The 19780-nt window shown below is 63.7% G+C and carries 23 protein-coding genes and 2 pseudogenes; 18 read left to right on the plus strand and 7 right to left on the minus strand.

Annotated features, from left to right (window positions below):
• Positions 1–7 precede the first annotated feature (7 nt).
• Both ACSQ9E_RS12490 and ACSQ9E_RS12495 read left to right on the plus strand, forming a co-directional pair.
• The gene (locus tag ACSQ9E_RS12490; RefSeq protein ID WP_436217962.1) at positions 8–412 is read left to right on the plus strand and encodes a hypothetical protein; all 405 of its coding nucleotides are present in this window, start codon (positions 8–10) and stop codon (positions 410–412) included.
• A 157-nt stretch (positions 413–569) separates the two neighbouring features.
• Positions 570–968 carry a hypothetical protein gene (locus ACSQ9E_RS12495; RefSeq protein WP_436217963.1) on the plus strand — a complete coding sequence of 133 codons (399 nt, stop codon included), beginning with the start codon at positions 570–572 and terminating at the stop codon, positions 966–968.
• A gap of 33 nt (positions 969–1001) precedes the next feature.
• Here the strand turns inward: ACSQ9E_RS12495 and ACSQ9E_RS12500 are convergent, their stop codons facing one another.
• From ACSQ9E_RS12500 to ACSQ9E_RS12520, 5 genes are all read right to left on the minus strand, one after another.
• The gene (locus tag ACSQ9E_RS12500) at positions 1002–1688 is read right to left on the minus strand and encodes a tyrosine-type recombinase/integrase (RefSeq protein ID WP_436217964.1); all 687 of its coding nucleotides are present in this window, start codon (positions 1686–1688) and stop codon (positions 1002–1004) included.
• Positions 1681–2682 carry a tyrosine-type recombinase/integrase gene (locus ACSQ9E_RS12505; protein ID WP_008903160.1) on the minus strand — a complete coding sequence of 334 codons (1002 nt, stop codon included), beginning with the start codon at positions 2680–2682 and terminating at the stop codon, positions 1681–1683. Before ACSQ9E_RS12505 ends, ACSQ9E_RS12500 begins: the two co-directional genes overlap by 8 nt.
• Complete coding sequence (locus tag ACSQ9E_RS12510; RefSeq protein WP_235516236.1) at positions 2679–3929, minus strand: site-specific integrase; 1251 nt, start codon at positions 3927–3929, stop codon at positions 2679–2681. The genes ACSQ9E_RS12505 and ACSQ9E_RS12510 overlap by 4 nt, the downstream gene beginning before the upstream one ends.
• Before the next feature lie 471 nt (positions 3930–4400).
• Positions 4401–4688 (minus strand): hypothetical protein, encoded by a 288-nt coding sequence (locus ACSQ9E_RS12515; RefSeq protein ID WP_133156668.1) that lies wholly within the window; start codon positions 4686–4688, stop codon positions 4401–4403.
• A complete protein-coding gene (locus tag ACSQ9E_RS12520) occupies positions 4685–5614 on the minus strand; it encodes a LysR family transcriptional regulator (RefSeq protein ID WP_008904225.1) in 930 nt (309 codons plus the stop codon). Before ACSQ9E_RS12520 ends, ACSQ9E_RS12515 begins: the two co-directional genes overlap by 4 nt.
• A 117-nt stretch (positions 5615–5731) precedes the next feature.
• Between ACSQ9E_RS12520 and ACSQ9E_RS12525 the strand changes: the two genes are divergently transcribed.
• The 4 genes from ACSQ9E_RS12525 (at position 5732) to ACSQ9E_RS12540 (ending at position 8419) form a co-directional block, all read left to right on the plus strand.
• The gene (locus ACSQ9E_RS12525) at positions 5732–6838 is read left to right on the plus strand and encodes a YeiH family protein (protein WP_008904226.1); all 1107 of its coding nucleotides are present in this window, start codon (positions 5732–5734) and stop codon (positions 6836–6838) included.
• Between the two features lie 161 nt (positions 6839–6999).
• Positions 7000–7431: a nuclear transport factor 2 family protein gene (locus tag ACSQ9E_RS12530; protein WP_008904227.1), complete on the plus strand. Its 432-nt coding sequence runs from the start codon at positions 7000–7002 to the stop codon at positions 7429–7431.
• Positions 7432–7551: 120 nt separating this feature from the next.
• A complete protein-coding gene (locus ACSQ9E_RS12535; RefSeq protein WP_231624607.1) occupies positions 7552–7869 on the plus strand; it encodes a COG4315 family predicted lipoprotein in 318 nt (105 codons plus the stop codon).
• Positions 7870–7915: 46 nt separating this feature from the next.
• On the plus strand, positions 7916–8419 hold the full coding sequence (locus ACSQ9E_RS12540; protein WP_008904230.1) for an RNA polymerase sigma factor: 504 nt from the start codon (positions 7916–7918) through the stop codon (positions 8417–8419).
• Here the strand turns inward: ACSQ9E_RS12540 and ACSQ9E_RS12545 are convergent.
• Positions 8412–8609: a hypothetical protein gene (locus ACSQ9E_RS12545; protein ID WP_436220290.1), complete on the minus strand. Its 198-nt coding sequence runs from the start codon at positions 8607–8609 to the stop codon at positions 8412–8414. The two genes, ACSQ9E_RS12540 and ACSQ9E_RS12545, sit on opposite strands and share 8 nt — an antisense overlap.
• On the opposite strand from ACSQ9E_RS12545, the pseudogene ACSQ9E_RS12550 reads away from it, so the two are divergent.
• The 12 genes and pseudogenes from ACSQ9E_RS12550 to ACSQ9E_RS12605 all read left to right on the plus strand — a co-directional run.
• Positions 8548–8736 (plus strand): annotated as a pseudogene (locus tag ACSQ9E_RS12550) (COG4315 family predicted lipoprotein); the annotation flags it as partial. The gene ACSQ9E_RS12545 and the pseudogene ACSQ9E_RS12550 sit on opposite strands and share 62 nt — an antisense overlap.
• Before the next feature lie 46 nt (positions 8737–8782).
• On the plus strand, positions 8783–9286 hold the full coding sequence (locus ACSQ9E_RS12555) for an RNA polymerase sigma factor (protein ID WP_008904230.1): 504 nt from the start codon (positions 8783–8785) through the stop codon (positions 9284–9286).
• 19 nt (positions 9287–9305) lie between these two features.
• The gene (locus ACSQ9E_RS12560) at positions 9306–10205 is read left to right on the plus strand and encodes an anti-sigma factor family protein (RefSeq protein ID WP_015012966.1); all 900 of its coding nucleotides are present in this window, start codon (positions 9306–9308) and stop codon (positions 10203–10205) included.
• A 161-nt stretch (positions 10206–10366) separates the two neighbouring features.
• Positions 10367–11761 (plus strand): YncE family protein, encoded by a 1395-nt coding sequence (locus ACSQ9E_RS12565; RefSeq protein WP_008904209.1) that lies wholly within the window; start codon positions 10367–10369, stop codon positions 11759–11761.
• The gene (locus ACSQ9E_RS12570; RefSeq protein WP_008904210.1) at positions 11758–12117 is read left to right on the plus strand and encodes a DUF305 domain-containing protein; all 360 of its coding nucleotides are present in this window, start codon (positions 11758–11760) and stop codon (positions 12115–12117) included. The genes ACSQ9E_RS12565 and ACSQ9E_RS12570 overlap by 4 nt, the downstream gene beginning before the upstream one ends.
• A gap of 70 nt (positions 12118–12187) precedes the next feature.
• A complete protein-coding gene (locus ACSQ9E_RS12575) occupies positions 12188–12721 on the plus strand; it encodes an RNA polymerase sigma factor (RefSeq protein WP_050813810.1) in 534 nt (177 codons plus the stop codon).
• Positions 12718–13320 carry a hypothetical protein gene (locus tag ACSQ9E_RS12580; RefSeq protein WP_008904212.1) on the plus strand — a complete coding sequence of 201 codons (603 nt, stop codon included), beginning with the start codon at positions 12718–12720 and terminating at the stop codon, positions 13318–13320. Before ACSQ9E_RS12575 ends, ACSQ9E_RS12580 begins: the two co-directional genes overlap by 4 nt.
• Before the next feature lie 85 nt (positions 13321–13405).
• Positions 13406–14638, plus strand: a complete 1233-nt coding sequence (locus ACSQ9E_RS12585; RefSeq protein WP_008904213.1) for a sulfite oxidase — start codon at positions 13406–13408, stop codon at positions 14636–14638.
• The gene (locus ACSQ9E_RS12590) at positions 14635–14982 is read left to right on the plus strand and encodes a c-type cytochrome (RefSeq protein ID WP_008904214.1); all 348 of its coding nucleotides are present in this window, start codon (positions 14635–14637) and stop codon (positions 14980–14982) included. Before ACSQ9E_RS12585 ends, ACSQ9E_RS12590 begins: the two co-directional genes overlap by 4 nt.
• Before the next feature lie 845 nt (positions 14983–15827).
• Complete coding sequence (locus ACSQ9E_RS12595) at positions 15828–16637, plus strand: alpha/beta fold hydrolase (protein ID WP_057268698.1); 810 nt, start codon at positions 15828–15830, stop codon at positions 16635–16637.
• Between the two features lie 33 nt (positions 16638–16670).
• Positions 16671–17182 (plus strand): annotated as a pseudogene (locus ACSQ9E_RS12600) (IS66 family transposase); the annotation flags it as partial.
• Positions 17183–17781: 599 nt separating this feature from the next.
• On the plus strand, positions 17782–18108 hold the full coding sequence (locus ACSQ9E_RS12605; protein ID WP_436220212.1) for a Crp/Fnr family transcriptional regulator: 327 nt from the start codon (positions 17782–17784) through the stop codon (positions 18106–18108).
• A gap of 363 nt (positions 18109–18471) precedes the next feature.
• Here the strand turns inward: ACSQ9E_RS12605 and ACSQ9E_RS12610 are convergent, their stop codons facing one another.
• Positions 18472–19506 carry an IS110 family transposase gene (locus tag ACSQ9E_RS12610; protein ID WP_057268701.1) on the minus strand — a complete coding sequence of 345 codons (1035 nt, stop codon included), beginning with the start codon at positions 19504–19506 and terminating at the stop codon, positions 18472–18474.
• Positions 19507–19780 lie beyond the last annotated feature (274 nt).

Genomic DNA, 19780 nt, shown 5'->3' on the forward strand with positions numbered 1-19780 from the left:
GGCCTGCATGCAGCCGATTCTTGCCCCCCACGTGCGCACTTTCGTCGAGTCACTGACAGGACTCCCTGTACAGCCTTCATCTGTGTGGCTGATCGGCTCGCAGGCCAGTGGCCGAGCCCAGGCATGCTCCGACACAGATCTGCTTGTGTTCGGCCCGCCCGGTTTGATAGCCGCGATGCGCACGGCACTTTCCCCGCCAAGCGGCATCGACTGCATGGTGGTTGTAAACGGCGACGACTTTGAGGATCCCTGGCAGGCAAAGGGTGGTTCCCTTTCCCGCTGGAATTGGGTCTTGAAGTCAGCCACAGAAGCCCAGTACGAGGGGACCAAATTCATTGAAGATGAGCCTGGCGGGGCGCTCGGGGAATTTAAAACTCGCCAGGAGAAAGCCATCCTTATCTGGCCCAGTTGAAGCCGACCTGCAAGCGTATCTTGCCACCTGAAGTCTGGCGGGCAATTCAACCGATGTTCGTTGGCATCCAACTCAACGAGCTCGCTCAACCGTGATCCACTGAGCCCATCAAATTCTGGGAGATGAGATGCTTCTTGCGTATGTGGACACCGGCGGAATGCTCAAGGAAGTCGCTGCCTTGGAAGCTGCTGGCCTTCTGAAAACCCATTACTTCCCCTTCGAGCAGCGAAATCGCCGGGTCAGAGCTTTCGTCCCCGGCTCGGGCGCCACCTGGAAGCAGAGCAACCTGAGTTGGAAAGAGGCTCCCGGAACCTGGAACGACTACAAGCCATCCACGCTCTTCGAACCGCTACGCAGGTTGGTGGGCGCCCAGGTCGACGCACAGCACCTCGACTCGGCGGTTAAGTCCGGCTGCTCAGTTTTTCTCACGAGCGACAAGACCGATATTTGGTCCAAGCGAGAGGCGATACAGGCGCTCGCCAACATTCGAGTGCTCCACATGCCTTCTGAGCTCGCGACATTACGGCAGCTGGCCGGAATGGGGGTAAACCCGTAGCTGCAAACGGAATGATTTGCACGGGAAACGAGATCACCCCAGCAGCGCCGACGTGGGAGTCAGGTCCGGGTTGAACTTCAGCCAGGCGCGGATCACCTTGACCGTCGATCGCCAGAGCGGCACCGACCGCTGCTTGCGTCCCTTGCCATGCAGATGCACGCAGGCGGCGGGTGCCAGCACGACGTCGCCCACTTTTACGCCGATTGCCTCCGACACGCGGGCACCGGTGTTGTACAGCAGGGCCAGCAGCAGCTTGTCTCGCTGGCCCATCCAATCCGCTCCTGGCGCGCCGATCACGGCCAGCATCTCCTCGCGTGTCAGGAACTCGAACATCGGCCGCTCGAAGCGCTTCATCGGCACGCCGAGCGCCTGCTCGACGACCTGAAGTGCCGTCACGTCTCGCCGGGCTGCGAACTTCAGGAACGAGCGCAGCGCGGCCAGTCGCGCATTGCGGCTGCGAACGGTGTTGTGCCGATCGCGTTCGAGATGATCGAGGAAGTCCAGGATCAGCGCGGGCGTCAGGTCGGCGAGCGACAGCGTCGTGGGCGTCTTGTGCAGTTGCGCCTGGGCGAAGTCCAGGAACAGCACGAACGCGTCCCGATAGGCCGCAACGGTCTGCGGGCTCAACGCGCGCTGCTGCGTCAGGTGCTCGGCGAAGAAGGACTGGACCAGCGTCGCGAAGCTCGGCGGAGCGGGCTTGCGGTGTTCAGAACTACTCATCGTCGTTCTCCGCGACGTCGGCGAAGCGTTCGAATCGAGCGCCGGCCAACGCCATCAACTCCGGCACGCCGCTCAGGTACCAGTACGTGCTGGAGATATTGATGTGGCCCATGTACGTGGACAGGGCCAGCATTCGTTGGTCAAGGTTCGCTCCCTGCTGGTGCCACAGGATCATCCGTCTCACGGCGAAGCTATGGCGCAGGTCATGCACCCGCGGTCGGCCATGGCCGCCGCGATCGATCCAACCCAATTGCTCGCGCAGCTGACAGAACACTCGATGCACCTGCCGATCTCCCAGCGGTTCACCCCGGTGCACGCCACGCGAGCCCACGAAGAATGTCATCTGCGGCTTCGCAGGCACGTACTGGCGGCGCAAGGCCCGGTAGGCTGCCATCGGACCGATCACGCTGGGGTGCAGCGGCACCATGCGGGACTTGCCAAACTTGGTCTGCTGTATGGTCAGGATGCCGCCGTCCAGATCTGCATCCGAGTCGGCCAGGTTGATCGCTTCAGAGACCCGAAGCCCGGCCGATGCGATCAGACCGAACAGCGTTGCATAGGTGGTGGCACGAAGGCCATCCGAGGGGCCGAGTCGGCGGGCAGCGACGATCAATGCCGCGATCTCGGCTTCGCTGTAGATGTGAGGCGCCACGCGGCGCGGGATCGGACCGAAGCTGGAATCGTCAGGAACTTCGACAGTCGGATCGAACTGCTGGAGCCAGCGCATGAAGGGGCGCAGCGTTGCCAGTCGGCGCGCTGCCGTGTCGACATTGGCCCGGCCGCCCACGAGATACCGAGGCTGTACCTGGTGCGCCCACTGGACCATCACGTCTACCGTCAACGCGATGTCGCGTCCCTCTCCGACCATGAAGCGAGTGAAGCTGCGCACAGCGAGATCAGAGGAGCACGGCTTGAACCCGAGGCGCAGGCGTTCAGTCAGGTATTGCTCCACCTTGGCGGTGAGGTCGATGTTCGCCGATGCTGCGGCGCTCATGATGCACTCCCAGGCCAAGGCAGAGCGACCTCGGCAAGCAGTTGCAAGTCGAGCTTGGCGTAGATCAACGAGGTGTCCAGCGATCGATGCCGAAGCACATCGGCGACCTCCTTGATCGAACTGCCGCTGTTGACCAGGCGACAGGCCAGCGTGTGACGCAACGAATGGCAACCGCGTGAGATGCCGGCACCTCGCAGGGCACGCCCGATTGCCTGGCTCACTGCATCGACGCCGATGGGCTTGTCGTGTGGCGCCAACCGACGGACGAACAGCGATGGCAGCGTGGTTGCGGGCCGCTCGTGTCTCATGTACTCCGCCAGAGCCTGCCCGGTGAGCACCGGCAGCGGTAGGACATCCTGGCGCTGGGACTTTGTTCGCTTCAAGGTCACCGTTCCGGCACGCCAATCGAAGTCGCCGATCTCCAGCTTGGCGATCTCGCCCACGCGCAGTCCGAGATCCAAGGCCAGGCGCACCATGGCCAGCAGGCGCAGCGGAGCCCGCTTGGCCTCGGCGCAATGCGCTTCGAGGCGCTGGACCTCCTCGGTCGTCAGCGCGCGCGGCAACGATGCTTGGCTCCATCGCACCGGCGACGAGATAGCGCCGAGCAGGCTGTTCACTGCGTCACCGCAGGTCCCGCGGTATCGGAAGTAGGCCCGCAGCGCAGCAGTGACCGCGCTGGAATGCGACCCGCTGCTGACCCGCGTGAGCTCGGTTGCGATGAAGCCGCGAACGTCTTCCGGCTGCAACTCGCCGATGGCGATGGCCTTGCCCGCGAACTTGCATTGCAGCAGACGACCTACGAGTACCAGCCGATCCTCGCGCGTGCCTATCGCCAGGCCGCGGGCGTCGCGCATGTGGACGTTGTAACGGTTCAGTTCTTCTGCAATGGGACCGCTGGGGCCTGGCAGTTCCACGATGACATGCTGTTCCCGCAACAAGGCGAGCAGGTGTCCGAGACTGGCGCTCAAGCCGCTGCGTGTACGCAGAGCCGCGGGATGGCAGTCGCAGCGCGGCAGATGCGAATCCAGAAACTGCTCGACGAGGGCTTCGTCGATCTGTTCGGCAGATACCTGGCACTTCGCCATCCAGTGGGCAAAGTGCGACCAGGCACGAAGGGCAGTCTCCGAGCTGCCTTCGGCGTACCGGCCGCGCTCCAGCAATGCCTGGAACGCCCCGACGTATGAAGACAGCGGGCCATCGAGCAGCCATGCCCTGGCCATCGGGTGCATCGAAAGAATCAAGTCCATGGTGATCTCCAGTTGTGAGATCACCATTCATGCGCCGACTGCGAACTTATGTCCAGTTCAACGGCACCGCCTCCTTGCGATCTACCAGGGCGATCACAGCCTCTGGCGCGTTCAGACTGGCCAACTGTCCATAACTGCGTGCTGTGCATAACGCTGCACCCCCGCCCTTCGCATGCGGATGACAAGTTCAGACTGATTGCTGCCACTTAGGTTCGACGGCAGAGTCCATGGGCGCCAACGCAAGCGGTCGCTTACCGGTCAGGATCTCAAGCGACCGATCGATTACCTGTACCGGTCGTTCGGCACTGTAGCGAAGTGCAAAGTTCTGGAATGGCCCTTTGCGTCACGGACGAAAAGGTGTTCTGGACCATGGGCAGGCCTTCTTCAAGCGCCAGCAGGGAGGGCGAATCACTTCTTTTGGTCCTTCAGTGTCCGTAGCGCAATACCCGCCACCCGGGTTCCCTGTGCTCCTCAAAGTGCGTGATAGACGGGCAATAGTTCACTTTGACCTGATGCTGTTGCAACATTCTGATCATTGCTCTCGCCGCAAATAAAGAAGGAAACAAGGGGTGGCCGTTGGATCGCAATGCCCAAGACATCGCGCGCGGTATGTGGATATGCGGCAGTCTTGACGTCGCCATCCGCATCCGGCATTTGTGCAGGTGAGCCTGCCGTGAATCTCGTTGAAGGTGCGTGGATAAACTTTGAGCGCCGACTGGCGAGCTGCTCAGGCCTGACCTCGATGGAGTCACATTTCATGGCGCCGTGTTCTCGGCGCCAAATACCTGGTCGACAAATGCCAGCAGCGAAGCGGTGGGCTGTTTGTCGCGATGCACGACCAGGTGAGATTGTCGGAGCTGCCGCGGCAAGGTCGTGGAGATGCGGCACAGGCGGCCGGCCTCCAAAGCGTCGCTCACGACCCACGACGAAAGGCAGGCCACCCCCATACCCGCCTCGGCCGCATGTTTGATCGCCTCCGAACTTCCCAGCTCGATGCTTCGACGGTAGGAGCGCAAGTGGGGCAGCAGACTTTGGTCGGTGGCCTCGCGCGTTCCCGAGCCCGACTCACGCAACAGCCAGACCCCTTCACGCAGTGTCCGCATTGGCACCCGCTCGCCGGCCAGGCTCATTCGTGCCCACGCGCTGTCAGGCGATGTAACGACCACCATCTCGTCCTGGTGCCATGGCGTGACGGCCAGCGCCGCTTGGTGGCAAGGCCCTTCGATCAGGCCCACGTCCAGTTCAAACGCAGCGACCGCGTCACAGATGGCCGCCGTGTTTCCGATCACGACCTTTGAGCGCCAGGCACTGGCATGGCCCGGTTGCGCTGCGACAAAACGGGCCAGCAGCCTGGGCAGCACATAGTTGCCGATGGTGGTGCTGGCGCCGATGCGCAGCGACTGCGCCTGGGCGCTGCCATCGCGGGACATCAGCTCGATGCCGGCGGCACCGTCCAGCAGCGCCAGGGCCCGCGGCAGTAACGCACGGCCGTTGTCGTTGAGCAGCAGGCGCTTGCCCGCGCGGTCGAACAGGCGCAGCGACAGCAGCCGCTCAAGTTCATTCACGGCCGAGCTGGTGGCCGACTGCGACAGCGCAATCTCGGCGCTGGCTGCCGTGGTAGTGCCGCTGCGCGCAACCGCCACGAAGATCTGCAGCTGTCGCAGCGTGAGGCGAAGGGTATTCATGGCGGATTCGTTTGCAAAGCGATTAGATGGGTACATCTTAGCGATACAACCCGTTTGACGGGTCATCCATGAAGCCGGAAGCTTTGTCCTCACGAACTTCAACCGGAGGCAAGCAGCATGACCATCAACGTACTTCCTGAGCCACGCACATTGGCCTCTGCATCGGCTTTCGCACGCATGCTCCCCGGCCTGGCCCTGAGCGGCGCCTTGGCTGCCACCGGTATCGCGCTGGGCCGCATCGCCTGGCTGCAGGACCATGGCTTCAGTGCGCTGACGCTGGCCATCGTGCTGGGCATGATCGTGGGCAACACGGTTTACCCGTGGGCCCCGCGCTTGGCGGTAGCCAGCGGCGCCGGCGTCAACTTCTCCAAGCAGAACCTGCTTCGCCTGGGCGTGGTGCTGTACGGCCTGCGGCTCACCGTGCAGGACATTGACCATGTCGGCATCGCTGGTGTCGCCATCGACGCGATGATATTGGGTTCGACCTTCGCACTGGCCTGCCTCATCGGCACGCGCTGGCTGGGCCTGGAGCGCAAGACGGCGATGCTGATCGGCGCTGGCAGTGCCATCTGCGGCGCTGCTGCGGTGATGGCCGCCGAGCCGGTGGTCAAGGCGCGCGCCGAGCAGGTCACGGTGGCGGTGGCCACGGTGGTGGTGTTCGGCACGCTGGCGATCTTCCTGTACCCGGCGCTGTTCGAGCTGAACCGGCACTGGGCGCTGATCCCCGGCGGCGCCAACGGGTTCGGCATCTACGTCGGATCGACCATCCACGAGGTGGCCCAGGTGGTGGCCGCAGCACGTTCGGTGGGCCCGGACGCAGCCAACTCGGCCGTCATCGCGAAGATGGTTCGAGTAATGATGCTGGCGCCGTTCCTGGTGATGCTGTCGGCTTGGCTGGCGCGCGACAGCACCCTGCAAGCCCTAGTGGAGGCAGAGCATGCTCACGCCAAGGGTCAACTCGCTGTGCCCTGGTTCGCCTTCGGCTTCGTCGCGGTCGTGTTGCTCAATTCGCTGCAATGGCTGCCGGCGTCGGTGGTGGCAGTGACGACCGAGATTGACACCGCGCTGCTGGCGATGGCGATGGCTGCGCTCGGCCTGGCCACGCACATCGGCGCCATTCGCAAGGCCGGGGCCAAGCCGCTGCTGCTGGCGTTGATCTTGTTCGGCTGGCTCATCGTCGGAGGCGCGCTCATCAACCGCTGGGTGCCGGCCCTGCTGGGCTGAAGCCTCGAATTCACGGCCCAGGGCCCTGACCCTAAATTTCTTTGCACGCTCTGGAATAGACCGCATGCCGACGCCGTCTGCTCTTTTGTCGGGACCTATCTGACCCTTCGTCCCGCACTCACCCCCCTTCACTTCACACCAACCCTTCATCGGAGCCCACAATGTTCAAGACTTTCGCTTTCGCCGCCACCGCCCTGACGCTCGCCTCCGGCAGCGCCTTCGCCGCCCCCAGCGACGACGCCCGCACGCACTTCCAGGCCATCGCCTCGGGCGACACCCAGATCGTCATGCGTGCCTATGCCGACCAGGCCCAGCTGAACTGGGTAGGCGGCCCACTCGACGGCACCTATGCCACCACCGATGCCATTCGCGGCACCTGGGAGAAGTTCGGCAAGGCCGTCGGCCCACTGAAGCTCACAGTCGGCCAGATTGAAGAATCGGCCAACCCCAAGGGCGCCACCGTCTCGGCCAACGTCGTCTTCGAAGGCAAGATGCCCATCAAGGTGCGCTACGTGCTGACGTTCCGTGAAGGCAAGATCGTCAGTGAAACCTGGCAGATCGACCCCAAGCTGGCGGTGGCTGCGGCTTACTGAACGGCACGCAGCGTGGCTACTCTCCACCAGACCCCAAAGGACAACCCCATGAAGCACCTTTCGACTCTGGCCGCGCTGCTGATCACAGCGGCTTCCTTCGCGGCACCACTCACCGGCGCTATGGCTGCCGACGCGCCGGCCAAGCTCGCCAACGGCGCGCTGGTCGACGCCAAGGGCATGACGCTCTACACCTTCGACAAGGACGTGGCAGGCAGCGGCAAGAGCACCTGCAACGGCGGCTGCGCCGCGCTGTGGCCGCCCGCGATGGCCGCCGCCAGCGACCAACCCGCCGGTGCATACACGATCGTCATGCGCGACGACGGTGCGCGCCAGTGGGCCTACAAGGGCAAGCCGGTGTACACCTACCAGGCCGACCAGAAGCCCGGCGACCGCGCCGGCGACAACTTCAAAGACGTCTGGCACATCATCAAGGAATGACATTTGCTGTCGACTTCCGTCCAGACCCTCAGGCCACGACCCCCCGATGCAAGACGACGCAAGCCTGCTGAGCTGGGTGCCGCGCCTGCGCCGCTATTCGCGCGCGCTGGTGAACAACCGTGACGACGCCGACGATCTGGTGCAGGACACGCTGGAGCGGGCCTGGGCCAAGTCGAACCTGTGGGGCGGCGTGGCCGACATGCGCGCCTGGCTCTTCAGCATCATGCACAACCTGCACGTCGATGGCGTGCGCCGTCCCAGGCTGCACACCGTGACCATGGACGACGACACGCCCGAAGTGCCGGTGGCGCCGACACAAACCGACAGGCTGGCTGTACTGGATCTGCAGGCTGCACTGGACTTGCTGCCCGTCGAGCAGAAGGAAGTGCTTCTTCTGGTGACGCTGGAAGACATGGCCTATGCCGATGTGGCGCAGGCCCTGGGTATCCCCATCGGCACCGTGATGTCGCGCCTGTCGCGAGGCCGTGAGCGCCTGCGCGGCCTGATGGAAGGCCGCGCAGAACCGGTGCGGCTGAAAGTCGTCAAATGAATGTATTGAGAAGCAACCCATGAATACCGACCGTCCGCCACCGTCCATTCCCCCGGTCACCGAGGCCGACCTGCATGCGTTCGTTGATGGCCGCCTGCCCGCTGAGCGCCAGGTCGAGATCGCCGCTTATCTGGCCGCACGCGATGGCCGCCGCCAGCGACCAACCCGCCGGTGCATACACGATCGTCATGCGCGACGACGGTGCGCGCCAGTGGGCCTACAAGGGCAAGCCGGTGTACACCTACCAGGCCGACCAGAAGCCCGGCGACCGCGCCGGCGACAACTTCAAAGACGTCTGGCACATCATCAAGGAATGACATTTGCTGTCGACTTCCGTCCAGACCCTCAGGCCACGACCCCCCGATGCAAGACGACGCAAGCCTGCTGAGCTGGGTGCCGCGCCTGCGCCGCTATTCGCGCGCGCTGGTGAACAACCGTGACGACGCCGACGATCTGGTGCAGGACACGCTGGAGCGGGCCTGGGCCAAGTCGAACCTGTGGGGCGGCGTGGCCGACATGCGCGCCTGGCTCTTCAGCATCATGCACAACCTGCACGTCGATGGCGTGCGCCGTCCCAGGCTGCACACCGTGACCATGGACGACGACACGCCCGAAGTGCCGGTGGCGCCGACACAAACCGACAGGCTGGCTGTACTGGATCTGCAGGCTGCACTGGACTTGCTGCCCGTCGAGCAGAAGGAAGTGCTTCTTCTGGTGACGCTGGAAGACATGGCCTATGCCGATGTGGCGCAGGCCCTGGGTATCCCCATCGGCACCGTGATGTCGCGCCTGTCGCGAGGCCGTGAGCGCCTGCGCGGCCTGATGGAAGGCCGCGCAGAACCGGTGCGGCTGAAAGTCGTCAAATGAATGTATTGAGAAGCAACCCATGAATACCGACCGTCCGCCACCGTCCATTCCCCCGGTCACCGAGGCCGACCTGCATGCGTTCGTTGATGGCCGCCTGCCCGCTGAGCGCCAGGTCGAGATCGCCGCTTATCTGGCCGCACGCCCTGAAGACGCGCAGCGCCTGGAGGCCTACCGGGCGCAGAAGCGCGAACTGCACGTCTTGTTCGATCCCGTGCTGTATGAACAGCCGCCGCAGCGCCTGCTGAAATCGGCGCGCCCGCGTGCCGTGCCGCAGACGCCTTGGTACCTCCAGCGCCTGGCCGCTGGGATCGCCATCGCCGTCATCAGCGGCGCCACAGGCTGGGGCTTGCGGGGCGGCCTGCCCGCGGGGGGCGACGATGCCGGCCGCATGGCCGCCGCAGCACCCGCCGAGCGCGGCCTGACGCTGGTGTCAGCGGGCAGCTTCGCACAGCGCGCGGCGGTGGCCCATGCGGTGTACAGCCCAGACGCGCGCCGCCCGGTCGAGGTGGACGCGGCGCACGAAGACCAGCTCGTGGCCTGGCTGTCCAAGCGCATGGGCGCGCCGATGAAGCCGCCGCACCTGCAGGCCCAGGGCTACACGCTGGAAGGCGGGCGCCTGTTGCCGGGTGGCCAGGGGCCGGTGGCGCAGTTCATGTACCGCAACGAGCTCGGCAGCAAGCTGACGCTGTACGTGTCCAACGATGTCGCCGACGTGGGCAGTGCCGCGGGGCCGGACAAGGCACTGCAGGCCGGCGTGAAGAACACAGACACGGCCTTCCGCTTCGCACGCGAAGGTGTGGTCAATGTCTTCTACTGGGTCGACGGTCCCTTCGGCTACGCCCTGTCGTCCGACGCCGACCGCAGCGTGCTGGCGCAGGTGTCGGCCGAGGTCTATCGGCAACTTGGCACCCCGCGCTGAAGGCCAGGGCGGCGTCGGCGCGACGCGCTGTCGGCATGCCCAGGGAATGAAACGGCCCGAGCCGCGCTCTTGACCTGAAGCAAGCGCTGGGCAGTGGTTCATCGGCGGCTGCCGGCCCACGACCCAAGCGATCACTCTCCACAACAACTCAGAAAGCAAACATGACCACCCAACGCCGCGACATTCTCAAGTACACCCTGGCCGCCGCGGCAGCCAGCGCGCTGCCCGCAGCACATGCCCAGGCCCCGTCCGGCGCTTCAGCGGGAGCCGCAGCCACCGGCATCGACCCGCGCGATCGCGTCTTCATCACCAATGAAGACTCCAACACGCTGGTGGTCATCGACCCGAAGACCAACACCGTCGAGTCGACGATCAACCTGACCAGCTTTGACGAAGACCCTCGTCCCCCGTTTCGCTTTGTGACGGCCGGCGTGGCGCCAACGCACGCGGCGATGGTCCACAAGCCGCTGTACCACGGCTGTATCGATGCGCACGGCGCGGTGCCGTCGCCCGATGGCCGGTTGCTGGCCACCAGCGGGCGCGGCTCCAGCAACATTTATCTGATCGACGCCGAGCAGCGCCGCGTCATCGGCAACACACCCAACCCTGCGTCTGGGCCCACCACCAACCCCGAGCGCCTGAGTAGTGGCCTGCTGCTGGGCCGCGAACCGCACGAGCCCACTTTCACGCGCAACGGCCGCGAGCTGTGGGTCACGCTGCGCGGTGAAGACCGCATTGCCATCGTCGGCGTCGATCGTGCCGTTCGCCAGCTCAAGGGGGCCGACAGCCCGGGCTCCAGCGCGGTTCGCCAATACCTGCCCACGCTGAGCGGCCCGGCGCAGGTGTGGTTCAACCGTGAGGGTACGTTGGCCTTTGTGGCCAGCCAGAAGGTGTCGAAGATCGACGTGTTCCGCGTCAACCCCGGCGCGGATGGCCACAGCCAACCGCAGCGGCTGACCACGCTGGACATCAGCGCACAGGACAAACCCGGCTTCACGCCCTTCATGAAGACCACACCCGACGGTGCCGAGGTGTGGTTCTCGCACAAGCTGGCTGATGCGGTGTCTTGCCGCTCGACGCAGGGTGGCTTCGACCTGATCGACACCGTGCCGCTGGGCATGGGCGCGCGGCCCAACCACGTTGAGTTCGTGCGCAATGCGCGCGGCAGCGTGGTCTATGCCAGCCTGGCGCGCATCGACGATGGTGGCCCCGGCGGCGTGGCGTCGAGCCCGATCGCCATCATCGACCGCAGCGCTCCGGGCGGACAGCGCAAGGTGGTGGGCACCTTCTCCAGCCGTGGCCGCGAGTCGCACGGGTTGTGGACCAACCCCGAGAACACGCTGCTGTATGTGGCCCACGAACAGGACGAGCTGCCCGGCACGCCCAACGCGGGCCAGACCGTGTGCAGTGCATTTGATGTGAGCGACCCGCTGCGCCCGACCTTCATTGCGCAGATCCCCCTGGGCAATCTGACGCTGCCCTCTGGCGCGCTGCGCAACAAAAAGAGCATCAACCTCGTCTACGTGCGTGTGGGCGAGAAGGGCCAGACGGCATGAGCGGCGCGCACACCAGCCACGGCGCCAGCGCCGCGCACACCAGCGCATTCCAGCGGGATATGGACGAATCGATGGCCCGCATGATGCAGGCCATGCACAGCCCGGGCTACGCAGGCCAGGCCGACCAGGACTTTCTGGCGATGATGATTCCGCACCACGCCGGCGCTGTGGACATGGCGCGGCTGGTGTTGCAGCATGGGCGCGATCCTGTCACCCGGCAGTTGGCCGAGGAAATCATTGCCGGGCAGACGGTGGAGATCCAGAGCATGCAACGCCGACTGCACACCCTGCAGCAGCGCACAGCCAAAGGTGCGGAAGCGGAATTTCCGTCGCTGGGTGGGACGCGGGGGCCTTGATCGACAGCCCTAGGGAAAGTACCGATGAGCGCCACGGAATGAACCAAGCCACGCAGCGCTCTTGATCACCATGCTGTTCCAGTCTGCCGAGTCCCGCTATAACCAATGGGTGCGTGAGCACTACCGTTTTTTGCTGCGCAGTGCGTGGGCGCTCACTGGTTCGCGCGCCATTGCCGAAGACGTGGTGCAAGACTGTTTTGCCAACGCCTGGAAGCACCGGGAGCAACTGCGCGACGCTGCGCTGGCACGGGCTTGGCTCTTTCAGATCATGCGCCGCGCCGCCTTTCGCCAGGCCGCACCCAGCATGCAGTCGCTGGACGATGAAGAGCAGCCCGAGCAAGCGGCGCCCGACGCGGGGCTGGACGACAAACTCGATGTCGTCAAGGCGCTCGCGCGCCTGGCGCCCATCCACCGCGAGGTGCTGGTGCTGTTTTATTTCGACGACATGCCCACCGCCCAGATGGCCGAGGCGCTGGAGATCGCGCCCGGCACGGTGTTGTCGCGCCTAGCCCGTGCGCGCGACGCTTTGAAGCTGGCCATGGGGGTACCTGCGACACCCAAGGCCGATGTCAACGTTACCCCGTTTCGCAGGACCAAGACATGAGCCCCGATACCGACGCGCCTTTCCTGCCCGACAGCGAATTCGATTTGCGCGCGCGCGCCGAGTTGGCGATCGCCTTCGAGGCCAGCGACGCACCGGCACACCTGTACCGAAAGCCGCAGCCGCTGCTGGCGCGACGCGGCTTGCAGCGTTTTCTGGCTGCGCTTTTGCTGGCCGGTGGCACCAGCGGCGGGGTGCTAGCCGTGCGACCGCCAGCGATGGTGCGCGACGCGATCGACCACGAATACCACGAGCGCAGCTTGCGGGGCAGTTTCATGGAGCAGCGCCAGTTGCTCATGCACCTGGGCATGCGGGACGCCAACGTGGTGCCCGGGTTTCCCCAACTCATGCGGCCATGCGATATCGAAGGTCACCTCGCTTACCACCTCACCACGTTCTTCGAGAAGGGCGGCATGGTGACGGTGTATGCCTTTGACCAGCCTGTGGACCTGCGCGAGGCCAGCGGCTGGTGGAGCAACGTGCACTGGAAGGTGATCCGCTCGCGCGAGGGCAAGCCCTTGTTGCTGGTGGCCCAGAAAAAGAAGGCACTGGCGGTCGCGCAGACGGCACTGCAGGCACCTCCCGTGTCCGGGCCAGGCTGAGGCACCGCGTCCCTGTCAACGAATCAACCGCTCACCCCTTTCACCCCAACCGGCGCACGACGCCCAACCACCGGAGACCCCAGAAATGAACCAACAACCCACCTCGCTCCCCCGGCGCCACCTGCTGGCCGGCAGCGGCGCTGCTTTGGCTGCCGTTGGTCTGGCCAGCTTTGGCCGCACCGCAGCCGCTGCTGGTGAGACCGCGCCCGTCGCCGTGGCCGGTGCTGCCAAGCCTCTGCCAGCGTACGTGGGCTGGAAGGACCCGGCCAGCCTGATCGTGCACAGCAGCACCACCATTGAGACCAAGCGCAGTGTGTTCGGCACCAGCGTAATCACGCCGTCCGAGCAGCTCTACATCCGCAACAACCTGCCCGCGCCCGACGTCTCGATCCTGGGCAACCGCGATGCCTGGGAGATCAACATCGAGGGGGTGAAGAACCCGCGCAAACTCACGCTGGGCGACCTCAAGCGCATGGGCATCGAGACCACGGCGATGGTGTTGCAATGCTCTGGCAACGGACGCGGCTACTTCCCCAACAAGCCCAGTGGAACGCCTTGGCAAGTGGGCGCAGCAGGCTGTGTGGTGTGGAGCGGTGTGCCGGTGCGCTGGGTGGTGGATGCCCTGGGCGGCGTGGAGGCCGGCATGGCCTACCTCACCGGCACAGGCGGCGAAAAACTCCCCGATGGACTGGACCCCAAGAGCGTGATCGTGGAACGCTCGGTGCCTGCTGCCGCACTCGCCGATGCCCTGCTGGCCTGGGAAATGAACGGTGTGCCGATTTCGCTGGCCCACGGCGGCCCACTGCGCTTGATCGTGCCGGGTTACACGGGCGTGAACAACATCAAGTACGTCAAACGCCTGGCCTTCACCGCTCAGGAGACCGACGCACGCATCATGTCGCACGGCTACCGCATTTCACCGCCCGGCGCGAAGGGCGACCCGTCGCAGCCATCGGTGCAGGAAATGACGGTGAAGTCGTGGATCAACGGTCCCGGCACGGACGGCGCCCCGCTTAAAGCGGGTGACACACAGATCCATGGCGTGGCGTTTGGCGGCATGAACGCGGTGGCCAAGGTCGAGGTTTCTCTGGACGGCGGAAAAACCTGGCAGCTCGCGCGCATGGTGGGGCCCGACCTCGGCCGCTTTGCGTGGCGGCAGTTTGTTTTTGCGGCACGCCTGCCGGCGGGCCAGTTCACCCTGGCGAGCCGAGCCACCGACACCGCAGGCAACGTGCAGCCCGAACAACGCATGGAAAACGCGGGCGGCTACAACAACACCAGCTGGGCCGACCACGCCGTGAAAGTGAGCGTGGCATGAAGCGCACAATCCAAAAACACGCGTTGGTCGCTGCCCTGTGGTCGTTGGCATTCACAGTGCTGCCCGTGCACGCCGCCGACGATGCCGCGCAACTTCAACAAGGCAAGGTGTTGTTCGGCCAAGGCGCGGTGCCTGCCTGCGCCCTGTGCCATGCGCTCAAGGACGCGGGAGCCGAAGGCGCCGTGGGCCCCAGCCTGGACGAGCTCAAGCCCGATGCCAAGCGCGTGGCCACCGCGCTGCGCAACGGGATTGGGCAGATGCCGTCCTACAACGGCAAACTCAGTGATGCGCAAATTGCCGCCCTGGCGGCCTACGTGGCCAAGGCTTCGGGTGGATCAAAGTGATGGCTGGTTGGCCACAGCGCTGCTGCGCCAACTGACAAAAAGGACGGGATCACCTGCAAACAGCGATCCCGACTGAGTGGCTGACCCAGGGCGGGTCAGCCACTCACCATCACTTGCCTGGTTTGATGTCGGGGACCACCATCCAGCCAGCCCCCATCATCACAACCGCCGGGAACTTCTCGCCGGCCTAAGTCTTGCCCAGCATGGCCTTGTGCTCGCGGTAAGCCATCAACGCTGGCGACACGCCCAGGTGATTGATCGCACCATGCTTGATGCTGCTGCAGTCTTGCTCGTCGAGCTTGCAGATCTCTGCACGCTGTTGTCAACTCTCTAGCAATGTCAACTACGCGCCTGAAACCTGTCTCTGCGCCTTACCACGATGCATGAATAGGAGTGATCGCAATCCGGCACGCCAAGGGCATGCACGTTGAAAACTCGAACGGCAGCAACCGCTGCCAAGCGGCACTCTGGTAGGCGGTCCCAAGACTGACTGCAGCCACTCAGGTTTTGCAGACCGATGGCAGCCGCCGCCGGAACCTGACATTCGCCATCCTGCGAGGCGAGCGTCCGCTGCACCTTCAGCACCGGCCATTCAACATCGACGTGCCGCTCAAGGTGCCGAGTTGATCTGCCCCCCCGCCAGCCGGAAGAGGCTGAAGTGAGTGAAGCCCATCGACTACCAGAAGAATGACGGAGATGAGACATGTCTGCGTTCGTGGCGGTTTGTGGTGAACGCGGGGCGCCGCAATGCCGCGAAAAGTCCTGAATCAATGGCCTGTGGCAGAACGCTTAAAGTCTTGACCACCCCGCGGTAAGGTTCACCACCCTGTTTTCAGCTTAAGACCATGAACGTCAACAAACGCAACAACGTCAAATCCTTGGGAAACAGCGGGCCAGCGATTTTGTTTGCCCACGGGCTTGGCTGTAGCCAATCCGTATGGAGCCGCATCACGCCCGCTTTCGCTGGCACACATCGCCAAATCTTGTTTGACTATGTTGGAAGCGGCAAGTCGCAGCTATCGGCCTTTAGCGCAGTTCGCTACAGCAGCTTGGCCGGCTACGCGCAAGATGTTCTGGACGTGTGCGAAGCGCAAGGGCTGCAGAGCGGCGTCACATTCGTGGGCCGCTCGGCCAGTTGCAACGTCGGACTGTTGGCTTCGATATCACGCCCTGACTTGTTTGATCGCTTGATATTGGTGGGGCCCACGCCCTGTTTCTTGAACTATCCGCCCGAATATGCCGGAGGCTTCGAGCGTGCCGACCTCCAAGGCCTGTTGTCGCTGATGGATCAGGACTACATCGGCTGGGCCAATCACCTATCGTCCGTGGTGGCGGGTGCCGCGCAGGGCGAAGCGTTGGCTGGTGAGTTTTACGACAGTTTTTGCTCCACGAACCCGGTCGCGATGCGCGTATTTGCGCAAACCACCTTTTTTGCTGATAACCGGGCTGACCTGCCCCAGGTGTCTCGCCCCTGCCTCATTCTTCAGCACCAGGAAGACAGCCTGGTTCCGCTTGCGGTGGGTGAGTATCTGAACCAGCAACTGAAGGGCAGCATCTTGGAAGTCATGGACGTGGCGGGTCACGCTGCTCACATGAGTCACCCCGCGCTGGTGATCGATGCCATGCAGCGCTACATGGCCACAGACCATGCTTGATGTTGATTGGATTAAATCTCCGTCGGCGCGGACAACCAAAGCCAGATCGCCCTGAGTGCGCTGGAGCAGATGGCCCGCATTTATGCGATCGAGCAGGAGGTCAAGGAGCTGAACGCCGCGCAGCGTCTCGCAGTCCGGCGGGAGAGAACAAAGCCACTCCTGGACGACCTTTACGAATGGATGTCGCTGCAGCGGCGCAAGGTGCTCGACGGATCGGCCACAGCGAAGGCGCTGGACTACAGCCTCAAGCGCTAGATAGCGCTCATCCGCTTTGCAGATGATGGGCAATTCGGTTGACAACAAATGGATCGAGAACCAGATCAGGCCCATCGCCATTGGCCGCAGCAACTGGCTGTTCGCTGCCAGCTTGCGCGCGGGCCAGCGGGCGGCAACGGTGATGAGCTTGATCCAGTCGGCGCGTATGAACGGACACGATCCCTATGCCTATCTGCGCTGTGATGGCACGCCTGCCCATGCAGCGCGCCAGTCAGATCGGTGTGCTGCTGCCACACCGCTGGCAGCGAATCCAGGCCATCTCACTTTAGATTTGGCAGACGGTGAGTTTTACCGTCAGAGGTCTCATACGCAAAGCCTTGGAACTGCGCCTTCCCTCAAAGCTACCAGTGTGTTTGATTTGAATATTTGTTCGGTTCCAGACAGAGCAGTCAACCGAACAGGTCTACAGTCGGTAAGGGAGCGCAAGACATCCTGTCTTGCGAACCTCGCGGGCTCGCTCCGAGAGGGGTTTTCTCGTGTATCAGGGCTTCCCATGGACAACGCAGAGAACCACCTCCTTGAGCGTCTTCCGAAAGCGTTGCGCAAGCGTTTTCTTGCGCTGTGCAACCCGTTCGAGCTGGTGGCATTGTCCGATCTAAGCGTGCATGGGGCGCCACTGAGCCACGCGTACTTTCCTCGCTCCGGATTCATTGCGCTGGTGATTGACATCGAGACGCACCCGCCCTTGGCTGTGGGCATGATCGGACCCGAGTCCATGCTGGGGGCGGAATTGGTGCTCGGAGTGGCCAAGACGCCCTGGAGAGCCGTGGTGCAAGGCGCTGGCAATTGCTGGCGCCTGGAAGCGCATGTGTTGCGCAAGACCATGGCCACCATGCCCGAGCTGCGAGAACTGGTGCAAGGCTCCTTGATGGTCCGCTTGCATCAGCAATCACTTGCCACAGCCTGCCAGCGTTTTCACTCGGTGAGTGAGCGGCTGGCGCGCTGGTTGCTCATGAGCCAGGATCGCGCCCAGGCTGACCGATTTCATGTGACCCAGGACTTCATCGCGCAGATGCTGGGCGTACGGCGCGTGGGAGTGAGCGGGGCAGCGAGCGAATTCCAGCGGCGTGGACTGATTGAATATCACCGCGGTGAGCTCACTGTGCTCGATCGGCTGGGTCTGCAGCAAGCAGCGTGCAACTGCTACGCGGCGGACAAGCGACTGCTCAATGAGTTGATGCCTTCGGGTTCTTGAGGGGCCAAGTTCAGCATTGCAGGCCGCGATAGATTTGGCGAACTGGCGCTGAGGCCGACCAACGCGAGCCATGGGATGGCCGCGCGTACATGAACGCCCCCTATGCCAGCCTCACAATTCATGACAACGCGAAGGTGAAGATTGCTCCCGTACATTCGGACTGCGAGTGCAGCTTTTGGCTGCGGTCCCTGATGGGATTTGCTGGTTGACGCCTCGATCGCTTACACGCACTCTAGGTGCCTCGCGCGGCGCGGGCTTTGCCAACCACGGTCTTACCTGTCTTGCCATCACTTCATGATCGCCTGAGCAATCGGTGGTATTTCTCCCTGACGTTGTTTTTCCTCTTCTGCGGTTGGCCTTCGATCACGCGACCTCGACCGCCTTCCTGTAACCCGTCTCGTAACGTCGATCATGGGCCAGCAGCGCCCAGACGATTCGAGCATTCTTGTTGGCCAACGCAACCGCCGCGACATTCTTGTTGCGTCGCTGCACCACTGCGTTGACCCAGCTACACGGATCTGCCTTCTGTCCAGCGCGATAGATGACCGATCGCGCACCGTGTATCAGCAGCGTGCGCAAGTAGCTGTCGCCGCGCTTGCTCATGCCCAGCAGGTTCGACTTCCCTCCCGACGAGTGCTGCCGGGGCACCAGGCCCAGCCAAGCCGCCAGTTGTCGGCCGCCGTCGAAGTTCTTCGCATCCCCGATGGAGGCGACCAGCGCGCTCGCCGTGATGGGGCCGATGCCGGGCACTTGAGCGAGCCGGCTGCTGATGTCGCTGCTTCGGTGCCATGCCTGGATCTGTGCTTCGAGCTCTTCAACCTGGCGCTCAAGTTCTTTGAGGTGGTCGAGCAATCGCTGGACGAGCACACGGAAGGAGCCGGGGAGCTCGTTGTCAGCGTCTTCGATCAGTTCCGGGACCCGCGAGGCGATGTAGCCGATGCCTTGGGGAACGATGAGACCGAACTCGGCGAGGAGACCTCGGATCTGATTGGCCTGCGCTGTGCGCGCCTTCACGAAGCCCTGGCGCACCCGGTGCAATGCCAACACTGCCTGCTGCTCAACATTCTTGATGGGCACGAAGCGCATGTTCGGTCGACCGACAGCCTCGCAGATGGCCTCGGCGTCGGCGGCATCATTTTTGTTGGTCTTGACGTAGGGCTTGACGAACTGTGGTGCCATCAGGCGCACGGTGTGCCCCATTGCCTGGAGCTTTCGCGCCCAGTGGTGGGCGCTGCCGCAAGCCTCCATGCCCAGCAGACACGGCGGCAGGTTGACGAAGAACGTCGCCATCTGGTCTCGGCGCAGCTGCTTCTTCAGGAGCACCTTGCCGTGCTCGTCAATTCCGTGGACCTGGAACACGTTCTTTGCCAGGTCGATGCCAACAGTCGTAAGCTTCATGGTGGACGCCCCTCTCGGTTCAAGTGGTTGATCAACATCTCCACTTTGGCACGTCGATGCCATTACGGGTGGGGGCGTTCATCCCATTGCTTACGGATGACTGCAGCCACCTTGATACCTGTCATTGATGCCGCCGTGCTGATGGGTGAGCCGATGACAGCTTCGCGCAATGCACTGTGAACCCAGCTCCCGTGCACGACCGACGGCAAGCGCTGCTATGGAGAGCTCTCCATAAGCAGCGGGAGCAGCCTTTCGATGCCCTGATTGCGAGGGT

The organism is Acidovorax sp. LjRoot118 (genome assembly GCF_964253575.1).
Lineage (GTDB): Bacteria > Pseudomonadota > Gammaproteobacteria > Burkholderiales > Burkholderiaceae_C > Acidovorax.